The following is a 15,639-nucleotide window of genomic DNA, read 5'->3' on the forward strand; positions in this document are numbered from 1 at the left end:
GGCCGGCATCGGCGGGTCCCCGTCGGCGTGGGGCGGGGCGTGGCTGCGAACCTGCGGGCCGGCGGTCGTAAGCGGCTGCTAGCCTTCGGGCCGGCGGTAGTACTTGACGCCGCTGTAGAGGCCCATGCTGCCGAGCCCCAGCGCCAGCCCCTGGATCAGGGCCTCGAACCACAGGCTCTGACCGGCCAGGGCGTAGCCGATGGCGAGGGCGGTGCCCAAGAGCAGCGCCACCGGGGGCGCCCACCGGGTGGGCATGCCCTGGCGCTTGAGGAGCTCGACCAGTCCGGCGATCAGGGGCACGGCCACCACGATGCCGGTGGTGTCGGGATCCACCCGCTCCATCCCCCTTCCCCACCCGGGACCCGACGGCGGCGGCCACGGTCGGCGGTGCGCGCCGATGGCGCCCGTCCCGGGACGGGCGGACCGGTCGACCGGGAAGAGCGGCCTCAGATGATGATGCAGATCAGGTTGCCGCTGCCCTCGTTGGCGATGCGCTCCAGGGCCTCGCGGATCTTGGCCTGGGCGTGCTCGGGCATCGAGCGGATCTTGTCCTCGATGCCTTCCTTGAGCAGCTCGTCCAGGGACTTGCCGAAGATGTCGGACTCCCAGATCTTGCGCGGGTCGTCCTCGAACTTCTCCATCAGGTAGTTGACCAGCTGCTGCGACTGCTTCTCCGAACCGATCATCGGCGCCACCTCGGTGCTGACCACGGTGCGGAACAGGTGCAGGGTCGGGGCGCTGGCCCGCAGGCGGACGCCGAACTGGCCGCCCTTGCGCACCAGCTCGGGCTCCTCGAACACCAGGTCGTCCAGGGCGGGCAGGACCACCGCGTAGCCGCGCTCGTCGGCCTCCTCCAGGCTGCGGCCGATGCGGTCGTACACCGCCTTCGCCTTGCTGAGGTCGCGGATCAGCCGCACCAGCGCCTCCTTGCCGCGGATCTCCATGCCGCCGATCTCGCCCAGCACCTGCCAGAACAGCTCCTCCGGCACGGCCACGTCGACGGTGGCCACCCCCGTGCCCAGGTCGAGCTCCTCCAGCTGCACCTTCTCCACGTGCTGGTACTCGGCCAGCTGGGCGATGGCCCGCTCCACGTCCCGCAGGCGTTCCACGTTCTGGACCGTGGCCTGGATGGCGTCGGCGTAGTGGCGCCGCAGCCAGAAGTCCGCATCCAGCTCCTCCACCCAGGCCGGCAGCCGCACCACCAGCTCGCGGACGGGGAACTCCAGCAGCAGCTGCTCCAGCACCACCAAAAGGTCCCGCTCGCCCACGCGGTTCAGGGCGATGGGGATCACCTGGACGTCGTAGTCGAAGGCCAGGGTCTCCGCCAGCTGGGCGGTCTCGGGCGAGAGGGGGTCGGCGGTGTTGAGCAGCACCACGAAGGGCTTGCCCAGCTCCTTGAGCTCGCGGATCACCTGCTGCTCGGCCTCGACGAAGTTCTCCCGCGGGATCTCGCCGAAGCTGCCGTCGGTGGTCACCACGACGCCCAGGGTGGAGTGCTCGGTGATGATCTTGCGCGTTCCGACCACCGCCGCCTCTTCGAAGGGGATGTCCTCCTCGAACCAGGGGGTGGTGACCATGCGGGGCCCGTCGGCCTCGGTGTAGCCGATGGCACCGGGCACGGGGAAGCCCACCGAGTCCACCAGGCGGACGCGCACCGTCAGGCCCTCTTTGACCTGGATCTCCACGGCTTCGTCGGGGATGAACTTGGGCTCCGCGGTCATGATGGTGCGGCCGGCCCCGCTCTGGGGGATCGCGTCCTGGGTGCGCTGCCGGTCGTGCTCGTTGGCGATGTTGGGCAGGACCAGCAGCTCCACGAACTTCTTCACGAAGGTGGACTTCCCCGCCCGCACCGGACCGACCACGCCAATGTAGAGGTCGCCGCCGGTGCGCTCGGCGATGTCCTGGAAGATGTCGTAACGCTCCACGCGCCTTCCCTCCCGATCCCGCCGCCGTGCCCGCGGCTCCGGCTGGTCGGTCGGCCAGCGGCCAGCCCCTGTCCGAGGCCAGTACCATGTATATGAGGGGTCGGGGGGGATATGTCGCGCGGTGGGACGAACCGGCATGCGCCCGTCGGCCGGTTGGGGCGGTGCCGGGGTGCCGGGCGAGAAGGGCGGGGTGGCAGGGGCCCCCACGGCGCCCGGCAGGTGGCGGATCCCCTCGTGGCTCACCCCCAGGCGCCCGCGTCCCTGAGGGCGGCCAGCAGACGATCCGGCCGGTCGCGGAACCACGCCCGCCGCGCCGGGTCCGCGGCGGCCTCGTCGACCAGACGCGCCAGGGTCGCGCAGACCGGCGCCTCGAGGGCGAGGGTCTCCGCCGCCCGCGCCACCGCGCCGTGCAGCGCCTGGATCTCGGTGGGGTGCCGGCCGGCGGCCACATCCAGGGCGACGGACGGAAGCTTCCCCCCACGCCCCCCCGCCGCCTGCGGTCCCACGGCGCGGCGGAAGACGGGGGTGGGGAGCCAGCGGGTCAGCCGCGCGAAGAGGCGCACCGGGTAGCCGGGGAGGTCCACCAGGGCAGGCGCCACCCGCCGGGCCACCGCGACGGCCTCCCGCAGGCTGCGGTGCTCGACGGCCGCGGCCACCGGGTCCTGGAAGACCCGGTCCACCCCCCACTGCAGCAAGGCGCCGACGGCGTTCCCCACCAGGTTGAGCAGCAGCTTGGACCACTTCAGGGTCGCCGCATCCGGGGCCATGACCACGGGCACGGCCAGCGTCGCCTGCCACTGGGACGCCAGGCCGCGGAACGCGAGCGCGGCGGTCCGGCCGGGGGCATCGCCCGCCCGCCCGGCGGGGTGGAACCGGCGGGGCCCGTCGGCCGCCTCGCCGGCGGTGCTGGCGGGACCGGTTCCCGTGACCGGCGCCAGGCCGATGCCGCCCCGGCCGGCGTTGAAGATCCGCACCCGGTGGCCTTCCAGCGCCGCGCTGAGGGTGACGGTGCCCGCGATGACGCGCCCGGCACCCAGCTGGGCGACCGCCCGCTCCTCCGCGCCGATCCCGTTCTGGAAGGTGATCACCAGGGGGGACGGGCCGCGGTCCGACCCCGGCCACGCGGCCGCCACCTGGGCCAGGGCCGCGTCGAGGGCGGGCATCTTGACCGTCACCAGCACGGCGTCCGGCGCCGGACCCGTCGTGGCCTCGCCGACCGACGCCACCACCGCGACCGGCAGCGGGCGCTGGTCGTCGGGTTCCCGCCGTGCCGTGCCGGAGCCGTGGCTAGTTCCCCCGCCGCCATCGCCTTCTCCCCCGGGGCGGGTGGGGATGGGGGCCGCCCCGGAGCGGTCGCGGGCCTTCTCCCCCGGCGCCGTGCCGGAACGGTGCCGCTGGGGAGCGGCCCAGGGTGGCGGGTCGAGCACCAGTCCACCGCGCGCCACGGCCTCCAGCCGCCAGGGCCGTCCGACCAGGACCACCTGGTGTCCCCCGGCGGCCAGCAGGCCGCCCAGCAGACACCCGATGGCCCCTGCCCCGACCACCACCACCCGCATCCCCTACTCCCTCCGGGGGTCAATGCGCAGGGTGATGGGCAGCTCCTCCCCGCGGAGCAGCCGCCCCACGTTGGACCGGTGCCGGACGAGGACCACCAGGGCGGCCGCCACGCCGAAGGCCAGGTGGGCAGGCGGCGCATGCCAGAGGGCCATCCAGAGGGGTACGCTGACGGCGGCCGCCATCGAGCCGAGGGAGGAGTAGCGGCTGGCCGCCACCACGGCCAGCCAGACGGCGAAGGCCGCCAGGGCGACCCGGACGTCGAGGCCCAGCAACACGCCCAGGCCCGTGGCAACCCCCTTGCCGCCGTGACCAGCGAGCCAGATGGACCAGCTGTGGCCGGCCATGGCCGCCACGCCGGCCAGCACGGCCGCGACCTCGCCGGGGCCGACGGCGCGGGCCAGCATCACCGGCAGCGCCCCCTTGGCCGCGTCGGCCAGGAGGACCGCCGCCGCCAGGCGCGGTCCAGCGACCCGTAAGACGTTGGTGGTGCCGATGTTGCCGCTGCCGTAGCGGCGGATGTCCACGCCCCGGACGGCTCGGACCAGCCAGAGGCCAAAGGGGATGGAACCCAGGAGGTAGCCCAGCAGGACCAAGCCTGTGACGCCCAGCCATGGCATTGCCATCTCGCGCTCCTCTCCCGCTCCGGGGCCATGGCCCCACCCGGCGCCGGGATCGGCGGACGGCGCCGCGGGACGGTCGGGGGGCGCCGCGGGCGATCCGCCGTGAAGTCGCCGGCAGCTTCCGCCGCCGGGGGCCGGGGACGACCGTCGGGGGCCATGCCGACCCGTCCCGGCCGCCGGCGGCGGCACGGCCGGCCGGGACCCTCGTCCCCGCTACTCCTCGTCCCTGTCCCTCCCCTTGCCCTTGCCCGGGGATCGGAACACCAGGCGCAGGGGCGTGCCGGTGAAGTCGAAGGCCTGGCGGAGGACGTTCTCCAGGAACCGCTGGAAGGAGAAGTGGACGGCGTCCGGGTCGCTGACCACGAAGAGGATGGTGGGCGGTCGGGTCGCCACCTGGCGGATGTCGTGGATCCGCAGCCGGCGCCCCCTGGCGGAAGGCGGCTGGTGGACCACCAGGGCGTCGTCCACCACCTTGCGCAGCACCGGCTGCGGGACCTGGCGCCGGTGGTTGTCGGCCACGCGCCCGATCCAATCCACCAGCCGGTCCAGGCGCTGCCCGGTGGCCGCCGACAGGAAGACAATGGGCGCGAACGGCAGGAAGTCGTACTCCCGGGACAGGGCCTCGCGGTACCGGTCGGCGGTGTCGGGCCCCTTGGTCACCAGGTCCCACTTGTTCACCGCCAGGACGCACGCCTTGCCCTCCTCCAGGGCCATGCCGGCGATGCGCTTGTCCTGTTCGGTGGCGGGATCGCGGGCGTCCAGGACCACGCACGCCACGTCGGCGCGGGCCAGCGCCCGCCGCGTCCGGACGGTGCTGTAGAACTCCACGTCCTCCTTGATGCGACTCCTGCGCCGCAGCCCCGCCGTGTCGATGAAGCGGAAGGTGCGCTCCCCGTGGCGCCACACCACGTCCACCGCGTCCCGCGTGGTGCCGGGGATCTCGCTGACCACCACGCGCTCCTCCCCCAGCAGCCGGTTGAGCAGCGACGACTTGCCCACGTTGGGGCGGCCGACGATGGCCACGGCGATCTCGGCGGGCTCGCCCCAGGCCCCGCCGTCGGCCTCGGCCTGCCCGCCTCCGGCCGCCGGCGCGGGATTGGGCAGCGCCCGCACCACCGCGTCCAGCAGGTCGCCCACGTTGCGGCCGGGTCCCGCCGCCACGGGGATGGGCTCGCCCAACCCCAGGCGGAAGAAGTCGTACTGCACCCCGTCCCAGCGGGGGTCGTCCACCTTGTTGACCGCCAGGATGGTGGGCTTGTTGGCCTGGCGCAGGAGGCGCGCCACGTCCTCGTCGGCGGGGGTGACCCCCGCCTGGCCGTCCACCACCATCACGAGGACATCGGCCTCGCGCACCGCGGCCTCCACCTGGCGCCGGACCTGGACGGTCAGCGGGTCGTCCCCCTCGGCCAGGCCGCCGGTGTCCACCAGGGTGAAGGCGCGTCCCGCCCAGTCGGTGTCGGCGTAGAGGCGGTCGCGGGTGACGCCGGGGACGTCGTCCTCGATGGCCAGCCGGCGCTCGATGATCCGGTTGAACAGGGTCGACTTGCCCACGTTGGGCCGTCCGACGATGGCCACGACCGGTTTCACGGCGGCGGATCCCCTCCCCGCCCGCCCCCATGATGCCAGCGCCGCCGTGCCAGCGTCAACGCGACCCGGTCCGTGGCCCCGGGACGCTCGACGGCCCGTCGCCGGCCGGGTTGCCCCCGTCGTCTGCCGGATGCCCGCCCCCCCTTCCCCGACCGCCGGCTCCCGTGGAAGCGCCGTCACCGCCGAGAAGGGCCATCAGGGCGGCCGTCAAGGCGCTGGCCGCGATGGCGTCGTACCCTGGGCCGCCGGCGACGGTGAACGCCAGCGGCAAGGGGGACCCGTTCAACCCGCCGCCTGCGGTGGCGGCGCCGGCCCACAGCCCCTGGGCGAGCACCATGCCGGCGGTGGCCAGCACGAGGCCCGCAGGGGGTGCCAGGGGCGCCAGGGAGGCTGCGACGCCGGTGACCACGCCGGCCGCCCAGGCAGGCGAGAGCCACGGCGGCGCGCTGCCCGGCAAGCCCTGCAGGAGGGCATAGGCGAGGGACGTGGTCGCCGCGAGGCTCGCCGCGGCCCGGAGCCGCAGGGATGGCGCCAGGCCGGCGAACCACAGGGCGGCGCCGACCAGGGGCAGGCCGGCGCCGCCGGGACTGACGGCCAGCCCGCCGCTCTCGCCGACGGGCCAGAGGGGGATGCTGGCCACAAGCCACGCCCCACCCCACAGCGCCAGGCGACCCGGCGGCACCCCCAGCCGCCGCGCGCCGGGAACGGCGTCGAGGGCCAGGAGGGCCACGGTCATCGCGATCAGCCAGGTCCCGGTCACCGCCACCACCCCGGCCTAGGGTTCCCCAGGGTCGGGGTGAAGAGGGCCGCCGCCCACCGGGGCCGGGGAGGACGGAGCGGAAGGCCTAGATGATGCGGACGCCCTCAAGGCCCAACAACCGCAGGGCCCCATGCACAAAGGCCTCTTGGCGGACGAGCCACGCGGGCGAGCAAGCGCGCTGGACGGTGCCCTGGCGGGCCCGGCACGCAGCCGGCCGCGGGGAGACCGGCAGGGAGGCGCCACCGGCCAGCGGAAGCCGCCACGTCGGCCGGGGGATCCGCCATGCTGCGCGGGACCGCAAGGGGTTGCGCAGGGACCGCACGGGGTTGCGCAGGGACCGCACGGGGTTGCGCAGGGACCGCACGGGGTTGCGTAGGCACCGCATGGGGTTGCGCGGAGACGAGACGAGCGCAGAGCAGCATCGGGGGATGTCCCGCCAGCGGAGGGGGCGCGCCCACCCGGGCGCGCCCCCTCCGCTGACGCGGTGGCTTCCCCGCCCGGTGGGGCGGCGGCTGGGCCCGCGCCCCACCGGCGCCCCACCGGCGTCGGCACGTCCCGCCGGCGTCCCGGCGCCCGCGCCGCCTGCCGACCCTCGGAGCGGCGTCAGGCCCGGTCCGCCGCCTCGTCGCCCGTCAACCGGTCGCGGGTCTCCTCCAACAGCTCGCCGAACATCTCGCCGATGGTGATGCCGCCGCCCTCCGACGCGGGGCCGGGTTCGTCCGACCGGGGCAGCGGGCGCTCCGGTCCGCGACGGGCCCGCTCGCCCCGCGGCCGGCGGGCCTCCGGGGGCGTCCGCATGCTCAGGCTGATCCGCCGCTCCTGGGGCTGGACCCGCAGCACCCGGACCTCCACCTCCTGGCCCTCCTGGACCACCTCTTCCGGCGACTCCACCCGGTGGTTGGCCAGCTGGGAGATGTGGACCAGCCCCTCCACCCCGGGTTCCAGCCGCACGAAGGCGCCGAAGGGGACCAGGCGTACCACGGTGCCGCGGACCCGCGAGCCGACCGGGTACTTGCGCTCCGCGTCGTCCCACGGATCGGGCATGAGCTCCTTGAGGCTGAGGGAGATGCGGCCGCGCTCGCGGTCCACCCGCAGGACCTTGACCTGGATGGTGTCCCCTTCCTTCAGCAGGTCGCGGGGGTGGTCGATGCGGCCCCAGTGCATCTCGGAGACGTGGAGCAGACCGTCGACGCCCCCCAGGTCGACGAAGGCGCCGAAGTCCGTCAGGCCCTTGACCACCCCGGTCCGCACCTGCCCCTCTTCCAGGCTGGCCAGGGTCTCCTCGGCCCGACGGCGCGCCTCCTCCTCCAGCAGCTGCTTGCGCGAGAGGATCACCCGCCGCTTGTTGCGGTCCAGCTCGATGATCTTCGCCCGCACGGTGGTGCCCACGTAGGGGCTGAGGTCGGCCACGTAGCCCCGCTCCACGTGGGAGGCCGGCATGAAGGCGCGGACGCCGGCGTCGCACACCAGGCCGCCCTTCACCTGCTCCACCACCGGCACCTCGACGGGCTCACCCGCTTCGTAGGCGCGCCGCAGGGACTCCCACGCCTCCCGCTCCACGGCCCGCCGGTGGGAGAGCAGCAAGCCGCCCTCCCCCTTGTCCGTGAAGCCCAGCACCACCACGGGGATCTGCTGGCCGACGTGGTACACCTCGTCCGGTCGCTTGCCTCCCAGCAGCCGCAGCTCGTGGCGGGGGATCGTGCCGTCCGACTTGTGGCCCACGTCCACCAGGACGTGGTCGTCGGCCACCTGGACCACCGTGCCCGTCACCATCTGGCCGCGGCTGAGGCGCGTGGGCGCCAGTTGCTCGTCCATGGCCCCCCGGCCCTCGCCCGCCCCGGCGGATGCGGGGGCCGCGGCCTCGCTGGCCCCGGCGCCGCCGGCCTCCGGGCGACGCCCGGCGTCCTCCGGCGTTGCGGTCCCCTTGGCCCCGGGTCCGGATGCGGACCCATCCGGGCCGGCGGGACCCGACTCCCCGGCGGCGTCGCCGCCCTCCGCCGCGGGGCGGGATCCCTCCCCGGCGGCGGCCTCGGCGGACCCCGCGGCGCCCGCTTCACCCGCGGGCTGCCCGGCCGGCCGGTCGGCCCCCTCCGTCTCGGCGACGCCGGTCTCGCGTTCCACCGCGGCCTCGGCGGACTCCTCGGCCTCCTGTTGCAGCTGCGCCAGGGCCTCCGTCGCCCCCGCGGCGGCTTCGGCCGCCGCGGGGCCCAGCGGCTGGTCCGGCGCGGCCGGGCTCACCTCCTGTCGCGGCACGGCACCGGGAGCGTCGTCGTCCCGGTTGGCCGCCTGCGGATCGCGGATCTCGTCCATGCCTCGACACGACCCCCTTCGCACGGCTTACCCTGCAGGGACGCGGCGCCGCGCCGGCTCTCCCGCCGCGGGATCCTCGGCCAGCAGCGCCGCGACGGCCTCGCGCATCCTGTGCGCCACCGCGTCGATGGACCCCTCCCCCCCGCTCCCCGCGACCCGGAAGGGGATGCCGATGCGCACCCGCACCCGCCGGCCCGGGCGATACGGGCCGGCGATGGCCACGGGGAGCACCGGCGCGCCCGATTTGATGGCCAGCAGGGCGGCACCGGGCTCGAAGGGCCCGAGCCGACCCCGGCTGCGGGTGCCCTCCGGGAACAACCCCACCACGGCGCCCCGGTCCAGCAGGTCCAGGGCATGGCGCAGCGCCCACCGGTCGGGCTGCCCGCGGCGCACGGGGAAGGCGCCCAGGCGCCGCAGCACCCACGCCGCCAGCGGGTTTCGGAAGAGCTCGTGCTTGGCCATAAAGTGCACCTTCCGCGGCAAGACGGTGCCCACCAGCGGCGGGTCCAGCCAGCTGAGGTGGTTGGCGATCACCAGCAGCGGGCCGTCGGGGGGGACGTGCTCCCGCCCGCCCACCTCCCAGCGGCATCCCAGGGCGAACAGCACCCAGAACAGCGCCTTCCCCAACGCGTACAGCACCTAGTCGCCCTCCCGGCAGTACCGCAGGATCTCCTCCACCACCGCCTCCACGGTGCGGCCGGTGGTGTCGATCTCGATGGCGTCGGCGGCCCTCTTGAGCGGCGCCGCGGGTCGCGTCATGTCCTGCCGGTCCCGCTGGCGCAGGGCCTCCGCCACCTCTTCCAGGGTCACCCTGTGCCCCGCGGCCACCAGCTCGCGGTACCGCCGGCGGGCCCGTTCCTCCGGCGACGCGGTGAGGTAGACCTTCAGGTCCGCGTCGGGCGCCACGTGGGTGCCGGTGTCGCGACCCTCCAGGACGACCCGGCCCCGTCGTGCCAGCGCCCGCTGCACCTCGAGGAGTCGCTGCCGGACCTCGGGGATCGCCGCCACGGCCGACACCGCCTGGTCGACGCCGGGCTCCCGCAGGTGGGCGGTGACGTCGACCCCGTCGAGAACAACCTGCGGGGCCCCCTCGGGCCCCGTTGCCAGCGCGATGTCCGTTTCTCGAGCCAGCTGCGCCACCCGCTGCCGGTCCGCCGGGTCGATGCCGTGGCGCAGGACCTTCAGCGTCATGGCGCGGTACATGGCGCCGGTGTCCACGTACAGGTAACCCAGGGCTGTGGCGACCCGCCGGGCGACGGTGCTCTTCCCCGCACCGGCCGGCCCGTCGATGGCGATCACGCGCTTCAACGAGATCGGTTCCCTCCGGTTGTTCGACAGCGCCCGCCGGATTCCTTGTGCGGGCCGCCCGACCGCGGCAGGGGCCGTCCGCGCGGCCGCCCGGCGGCGGTCGGGCGCGCCAGGGCCCGCCGCCCGCGGTGCGGGGCGACGGTCGGCGCCGCCGTTCCAATCGCCCGCAATTATACCATGGATCGCTGCGGCGCCGGCCCCGCGTGCCGGCGGCCCCGCGACCGCCGGGACCGACCGGCCCGGTCCCGGCGCCCGCCGGTGCGGGCCTGCCCGGGCGCTCGGCATGGCCCGGTTCCGGCGGATGGCCGCGGGGGCCGCGGGCGGGTCCCGGCGGGAGCCCGCGCCGCGGCCGGCCGGCGCGGCCGATCGCGGGCGCCCGCCGGCTACGGCGCGCGCCATGCCAGCCGGACCGCCGTGCCCTGCGGTCCCACCCGCCACGTCGAACCCGGGGTCGGCGCGGCCAGCGGGCCGCTGGCGTGGGTGAGCACCACCTCCGCGCCACCGGCCTCGGCCCGCAAGACCAGGCGGTCGCCCGGGCGGACCACCACGGGCCGCCTGTCGCCCGGCACCAGCCGGGCCAGCTCGACCCCGTTGAGGACCACCGCGACGGACGAGGGCCCCCGGTTGCCGAGGGTCAGGAGGGCTTGGGCCGACGGCGTCCGGCTTGCGGTCGGGTTCGCCCGGTCGGCGGTCGCCCCGACCGGCGCTGGGCGGCTGGCGCCCCGCTCCTCCGCGGCGCCCAGGACCCCGGGGGATCGCGGCGCCTCGGTCGGCGGCGACGTCCCGGGCATGGTGGCGCCCGGGGTTGCGGATGAACCGGTGGGCACCCCGGCGGGCGTGGCGTCTCGCCAGGCGGCGGCGGGCATGCCGGGCCGGTAGCCCCAATCCTCGAGGACGCGACCGTAGGTCTCGTAGGCCAGGGGACCGCGCCCCGCCATCAGCGACTGGACCACCACCAGTGCCACCAGTCCCGCCACCACCGCGCGGGTGAGGACCTCTTCCACGGTTGCGAGCCAGGGCGGCCCGATGCGCGCCCCAGGGCCGCCCCCGGCGGGCGGCGCTTCGTTCGGGGCGGCCCGGGCGGCGTCGGTCGGCGGCCGCCGTCCCGACGGCGAGGGGGTGAACCGCGGCCGCGGCGGCACGGGCCGGGGCGGCTGTCCGGAACCCATCGCGCCACCTCCCCGGAGGCTGCGGGCGGTCCGCCGCGCCGGCCTCCGGGGGAGTCTATGCGTGCGGGTGAGCATCCTTGTGCGGCTCGGAGTGCGGCTCGGATGGGGGCACGCAGCCGGTCGGGGACGGGGCGCCCCGGCGCGGTGCGAGCGGTACGGGTTCGGGACGGCGCGGGGCCCGGGCTGGCGGGCGGCGGGGTGCCGGTGCCGTCCTCACTCCCACCCGGCGGCTTCCAGGGGGATCAGCCGGTCGAACACCGCGGGGTTGCCGACGTAGACGGCGGCGTCCACCGGGCCCTCGGCCGTCTGCACGGTCACGGTCCGGCGGAAGTAGTACGGCGGATCCTCGTCAGCCCCCTCGTAGTGGTCCAGGTGGCCGAGATCCGACCGCTGGATGGTCCACAGCACGCCGTGGACCCGATGGCCGGGGGCCGGCAGGATCACGGGGTATCCGCGGCCCGTGTCGTAGAGGCGATAGCCCTCCAGCACGGCGGGCACGGGAGGCTGCAGCCGGCGACCGACCAGCGCCTCGATGCGCCCGCGGCGGCGCAACGTCCCGTAGGCGAACAGGTTCACGGGGTCTCCTCCCTGGTCTCCTCCCGCTCCTCCAACAGCCCGCGCTGGCGCAGGGCATCGGCCAGTTGGCCGTGGAGCCGGGCGATGGTCCCGTAGAGCCGGTTCTCCTTCGGGTCGTAGCTTCCTCCCAGGGTGGCGACCTGCCCCAGGCCGGAGAAGAGCGCGTAGAGGTCGGCGCGGCACTGCCGCCCCAGGGAGGTGCGCATGGCCGCCTGCAGGAGCCACTTCCGATCCACGGGGGGCTGCCCGTCGGCGTAGCGGCACAGGAGGAGGAAGTGCTCGAGCCACTGGACGAACCCGGCCAGGAAGGCGAACGCCTGGCCACGGCGCAAGTTCCACGCCATCGACGCGGTGCGCCGCCGCAGGGCGCGGTAGCGCCGCCGCACCTGCTGGCGGTACCATGCCGGCGGCAGCTGGCGCAGCGGCGCCAGCGCCGCCGCCAGCCGGCCGCCGGGATCCAGCACTGGCTCCGCGGCGCCGAGCAGCACCACCGCCGCCTCGGAGGGCCGGGCAGCCGCCTCGGCCAGTTCGTCCCAGCTCAACAGGGCCAGGTGACCGCCGCCCGCCCAGCCGGGCAGCCGGTGGAAGGACCCTGGGCCCGTCGGGTCACCGTGGGGCGGCAGGCGGTGGCGCAGCCGCGCGACGGCCGAGCCCGGACCGACGGCCACCAGGTCGAGGCGCGAGACCCGGTCGCGGTAGCCGGTGGCCCCGGAACCGGCCAGGGCCACGGCCCAGGCGGCGCCGGCCGCCGCCTGGGCCGTGGCGGCGGGCGAAGCGCCCGCCTGCGGCTCCAGCCACTCCCCCAAGACCCGCTGGGCCACATCCCGCGCTCGGCGGACCAGCTCCGCCCTGGCGATGGCCATGGCTCAACCCCCCGTATCGGCCCGGATCCCGGCGCCGGCCCGCCGGCTCAGCCCTGGCGGTACTGCACGCCGTAGCCGCCCCGCGGGTTGAGCCACTTGATGTTGCGGAAGGGGCAGCCGATGCGGCAGGTGCCGCACTCGACGCAGCCCTCGTACCCCACCAGGATCTTCTGGGCCTCGGGATCCCACTCGTAGACGTGGGCCGGGCAGAACTTGGTGCAGTACTGCTCCGGGCACTTGGTCAGGCACACGTCCGGGTCGATGATGAACAGGTGCGACTGCTTGTCGGCGTTGAACCGGTCCAGGTAGAGTTTGTCCTGGATGCTCATGGGCTTGGCGCCGCCCGAAGCCTGGGCGCCCTCGCCCGCCTGCGCGTCCACCGCCTTGGGGGCCGCCGCGACGGCGGCCGCAGCCCGTGCGCTCATCCGATCGCCCTCCACATGGCGTACAGGTCGTAGGCGATGCGCCAGAGCGGCCGCTGCTGGCGCACCATCCGGACGATCTTCGCCTGCTTGTCCCACTTCGGCGTGCTGTCGACGGTGAAGAACTCGCGCATCACCTGGCTCAACAGCTCGGGATAGTCCCGCAGGAACTGGGGGTTGGCGTCGAAGAACTCGTTGGCGTGGTTGTACTTCCGCAGGTCCTTGAGCACGTACGTCTCCTCGAGCCGCTGCTGGTAGCGACACAGCACCCGGCTCGAGGTGTCGCCCTCCGCCAGGGCCTCCAGGGCGACCTCGCCGGCGATGCGCCCCGAGGTCATCGCCAGGTTCGAGCCCTCGCGGTGGATCGCGTTGGTCAGGCCGGCGGCGTCGCCCACCACCATCAACCCGTCCTTGAACAGGCGCGGGATCGCCTTGTAGCCGCCCTCGGGGATCAGCTTGGCGGAGTACTCGATCACCTTGCCGCCCTCGATCAGCTTGCGCACCTTGGGGTGCTGCTTGAGCCGCTCCAACAGGTCGTTGGGGTTCATGCCGCTGTAGACCAGGTGCTTGACCAGCACCCCGACCCCGAAGGAGAGCGACTCCTTGTTGGTGTACAGGAACGCCATCCCCAGCATGCCGGCGGTGGCGTCGCCCAGCATCTCCACCGTGGCACCCTGACCGGGCTCCAGGCCGAAGCGGTCCTCGATCTTCTCCCGCGGCAGCTCGATGACCTCCTTGACCGCCAGGGCCGCCTCGTCCATCGCCCAGTCATCGTGGAGCCCCGCCTTCTGGGTCAGCAGGTTGTTGACCCCCTCGGCCAGGATGACCACGTCGGCGTAGACCTCGCCCTCGGGCCGGCCCGCCACCACCCCGACCACACGGCCGCGGTCGTCGTGGATCAGGTCGACCACCGTGGTCCGGGTGATCAGGGTCGCCCCGGCCTCTTCCACCTTCTTCGCGAACCAGGGGTCGAACTTGGCCCGCAGCACCGTGAAGTTGTTGGGCGGGTCGTCGGCCCAGCGCGGCGTGCGGTAGCCGAAGGTGACCGCCGCGTCCGGCGTGAGCAGCCAGTAGTTCTGCTCCACGATGGTGCGCTCGATGGGCGCCTCGCGCCAGAATCCCGGCAGCAGCTCGTCCAGCTGGTGCCGGTAGAGCACGCCGCCCATCACGTTCTTGGAGCCGGGGTACTCCCCCCGCTCCAGGATCAGCACGTTGGCGCCGCCCCGGGCCAGGACCAGGCCGGCCGACAGGCCCGCCGGACCGGCGCCGACGATCACCACGTCGAAGCGCTCTGCCACAGCCATCCCTCCGTCAGGCGCCCGCCCGGGCCGCCGCGGCCGCGCCTTCCTGGGCCTCGCCGCCTCCGGCCGCGCCCGCCGACGCCGAAGCCTCGTCCGCCAGCTGGTCCAGCCGGCGTGCCAGCTCCTCCTGCAGCGCGGGGAGGATCTGGAACAGGTCGCCGACCACGCCGAAGTCGGCCACCTTGAAGATCGGCGCCTGGGGGTCCTTGTTGACCGCGACGATCAGTTCCGCGTTCTGCATGCCCACGGTGTGCTGGATGGCCCCGGAGATGCCGAAGGCGAAGTACACCTTGGGCCGCACGGTCAGGCCCGTCTGGCCCACCTGGTGCTCCCGGCCGATCCAACCGGCGTCGACGATGGCGCGGGATGCCCCGACGACGCCGCCGACCACCTCGGCGAAGTCGAAGAGCAGCTTGAGGTTCTTCGGATCCTGGAAGCCGCGGCCGCCGGCCACCACCACGTCGGCCCGCTCCAGCTGGGCCTGGGGGTCGGGCTCGTCGATCACGCCCAGCACCTGGGTGCGCAGGCTGCGTTCGTCCAGGTCCACGGGGAAGCGGACGATCTCGCCGCTCCGCCCGGGCTGGCGCGGCGCGGGCTCCATCATCTTCGGCCGCACCGTGGCCATCTGGGGCCGGTGCTTCTTGCAGAGGATCACCGCCAGCTGCTTCTCGAGGAACGCCGGCCGGATCGCGTCCAGCAGCCTCGTTTCGGGGTCCACGTCGAGCTGGGTGCAGTCCGCCGTCAGCCCGGTCTGCAGCGTGGTGGCGATGGTGCCCGCCAGGTCGCGGCCCGTGCTGGTGGCGCCCAGCAGGAAGATCTCCGGCTTCACCTGGCGGATCGCCGGCGTCAGCACCCGGGAGTAGGCCTCGTTGCGGTAGACCGCCAGCGCCGGATGATCCATCAGGATCACCCGGTCGCAGCCGCGCTCCACCGCCTCCCGGGCGACGGCCTCCACCTGGTGACCGGCGACGAAGCCGATGAGCTCGACCCCCAGCTTGTCGGCCAGCACCCGACCGATGCCCGCCAGCTCCCAGGCGACGGGCGCCGCCTGGCCGCCGTGCTGCTCGATGAAGATCCCGACGCCCCGGTAGGCCTCCAGATCCGGCGTCCCGCCGGGTCCCCGCGCCGCCGCAGACCGCCGCTGGGCCGCGGCGGGTGCGGCGCCCGCCGCGCCGCCGCGCCCGCCGGCCGCCGGGGCGGCGGCCGGGGCCTGCTTCGCCATGGCTCCCTCGCTCACCGTC

At 74.8% G+C, this 15,639-nt stretch carries 15 protein-coding genes; all 15 read right to left on the reverse strand.

Going from position 1 to position 15,639, the window contains the following annotated elements; translation table 11 throughout:
• Positions 1–78: 78 nt before the first annotated feature.
• A complete protein-coding gene (locus tag E1B22_RS09190) occupies positions 79–342 on the reverse strand; it encodes a hypothetical protein (RefSeq protein ID WP_135225412.1) in 264 nt (87 codons plus the stop codon).
• A 104-nt stretch (positions 343–446) separates the two neighbouring features.
• A complete protein-coding gene (spoIVA, locus tag E1B22_RS09195) occupies positions 447–1,925 on the reverse strand; it encodes a stage IV sporulation protein A (RefSeq protein WP_135225413.1) in 1,479 nt (492 codons plus the stop codon).
• 239 nt (positions 1,926–2,164) lie between these two features.
• On the reverse strand, positions 2,165–3,481 hold the full coding sequence (locus tag E1B22_RS09200) for a ketopantoate reductase family protein (RefSeq protein ID WP_135225414.1): 1,317 nt from the start codon (positions 3,479–3,481) through the stop codon (positions 2,165–2,167).
• A 3-nt stretch (positions 3,482–3,484) separates the two neighbouring features.
• On the reverse strand, positions 3,485–4,105 hold the full coding sequence (plsY, locus tag E1B22_RS09205; protein ID WP_243123289.1) for a glycerol-3-phosphate 1-O-acyltransferase PlsY: 621 nt from the start codon (positions 4,103–4,105) through the stop codon (positions 3,485–3,487).
• Positions 4,106–4,315: 210 nt separating this feature from the next.
• Positions 4,316–5,689 carry a ribosome biogenesis GTPase Der gene (gene der / locus E1B22_RS09210; RefSeq protein ID WP_135225415.1) on the reverse strand — a complete coding sequence of 458 codons (1,374 nt, stop codon included), beginning with the start codon at positions 5,687–5,689 and terminating at the stop codon, positions 4,316–4,318.
• A 55-nt stretch (positions 5,690–5,744) separates the two neighbouring features.
• Complete coding sequence (locus E1B22_RS09215; RefSeq protein WP_135225416.1) at positions 5,745–6,449, reverse strand: hypothetical protein; 705 nt, start codon at positions 6,447–6,449, stop codon at positions 5,745–5,747.
• A 603-nt stretch (positions 6,450–7,052) separates the two neighbouring features.
• Complete coding sequence (rpsA, locus tag E1B22_RS09225; protein ID WP_135225418.1) at positions 7,053–8,759, reverse strand: 30S ribosomal protein S1; 1,707 nt, start codon at positions 8,757–8,759, stop codon at positions 7,053–7,055.
• A gap of 27 nt (positions 8,760–8,786) precedes the next feature.
• Complete coding sequence (locus tag E1B22_RS09230; RefSeq protein WP_135225419.1) at positions 8,787–9,398, reverse strand: 1-acyl-sn-glycerol-3-phosphate acyltransferase; 612 nt, start codon at positions 9,396–9,398, stop codon at positions 8,787–8,789.
• Complete coding sequence (gene cmk, locus E1B22_RS09235) at positions 9,399–10,067, reverse strand: (d)CMP kinase (RefSeq protein WP_135225420.1); 669 nt, start codon at positions 10,065–10,067, stop codon at positions 9,399–9,401.
• A 383-nt stretch (positions 10,068–10,450) separates the two neighbouring features.
• The gene (locus tag E1B22_RS09240; protein WP_135225421.1) at positions 10,451–11,236 is read right to left on the reverse strand and encodes a hypothetical protein; all 786 of its coding nucleotides are present in this window, start codon (positions 11,234–11,236) and stop codon (positions 10,451–10,453) included.
• 213 nt (positions 11,237–11,449) lie between these two features.
• Complete coding sequence (locus E1B22_RS09245) at positions 11,450–11,812, reverse strand: gamma-glutamylcyclotransferase family protein (protein ID WP_135225422.1); 363 nt, start codon at positions 11,810–11,812, stop codon at positions 11,450–11,452.
• Positions 11,809–12,675, reverse strand: a complete 867-nt coding sequence (locus E1B22_RS09250; protein ID WP_135225423.1) for a hypothetical protein — start codon at positions 12,673–12,675, stop codon at positions 11,809–11,811. The genes E1B22_RS09245 and E1B22_RS09250 overlap by 4 nt, the downstream gene beginning before the upstream one ends.
• A gap of 47 nt (positions 12,676–12,722) precedes the next feature.
• Positions 12,723–13,004, reverse strand: a complete 282-nt coding sequence (locus E1B22_RS09255) for a ferredoxin family protein (RefSeq protein WP_243123868.1) — start codon at positions 13,002–13,004, stop codon at positions 12,723–12,725.
• A gap of 92 nt (positions 13,005–13,096) precedes the next feature.
• Positions 13,097–14,395 carry an FAD-dependent oxidoreductase gene (locus E1B22_RS09260; protein ID WP_135225425.1) on the reverse strand — a complete coding sequence of 433 codons (1,299 nt, stop codon included), beginning with the start codon at positions 14,393–14,395 and terminating at the stop codon, positions 13,097–13,099.
• A gap of 13 nt (positions 14,396–14,408) precedes the next feature.
• Entirely contained in the window at positions 14,409–15,635 is a 1,227-nt protein-coding gene (locus E1B22_RS09265) for an electron transfer flavoprotein subunit alpha/FixB family protein (protein WP_135225426.1), read from the reverse strand.
• Between the last annotated feature and the right edge of the window lie 4 nt (positions 15,636–15,639).

The organism is Thermaerobacter sp. FW80 (assembly GCF_004634385.1).
In the GTDB taxonomy this organism is placed as follows: domain Bacteria; phylum Bacillota; class Sulfobacillia; order Thermaerobacterales; family Thermaerobacteraceae; genus Thermaerobacter; species Thermaerobacter composti.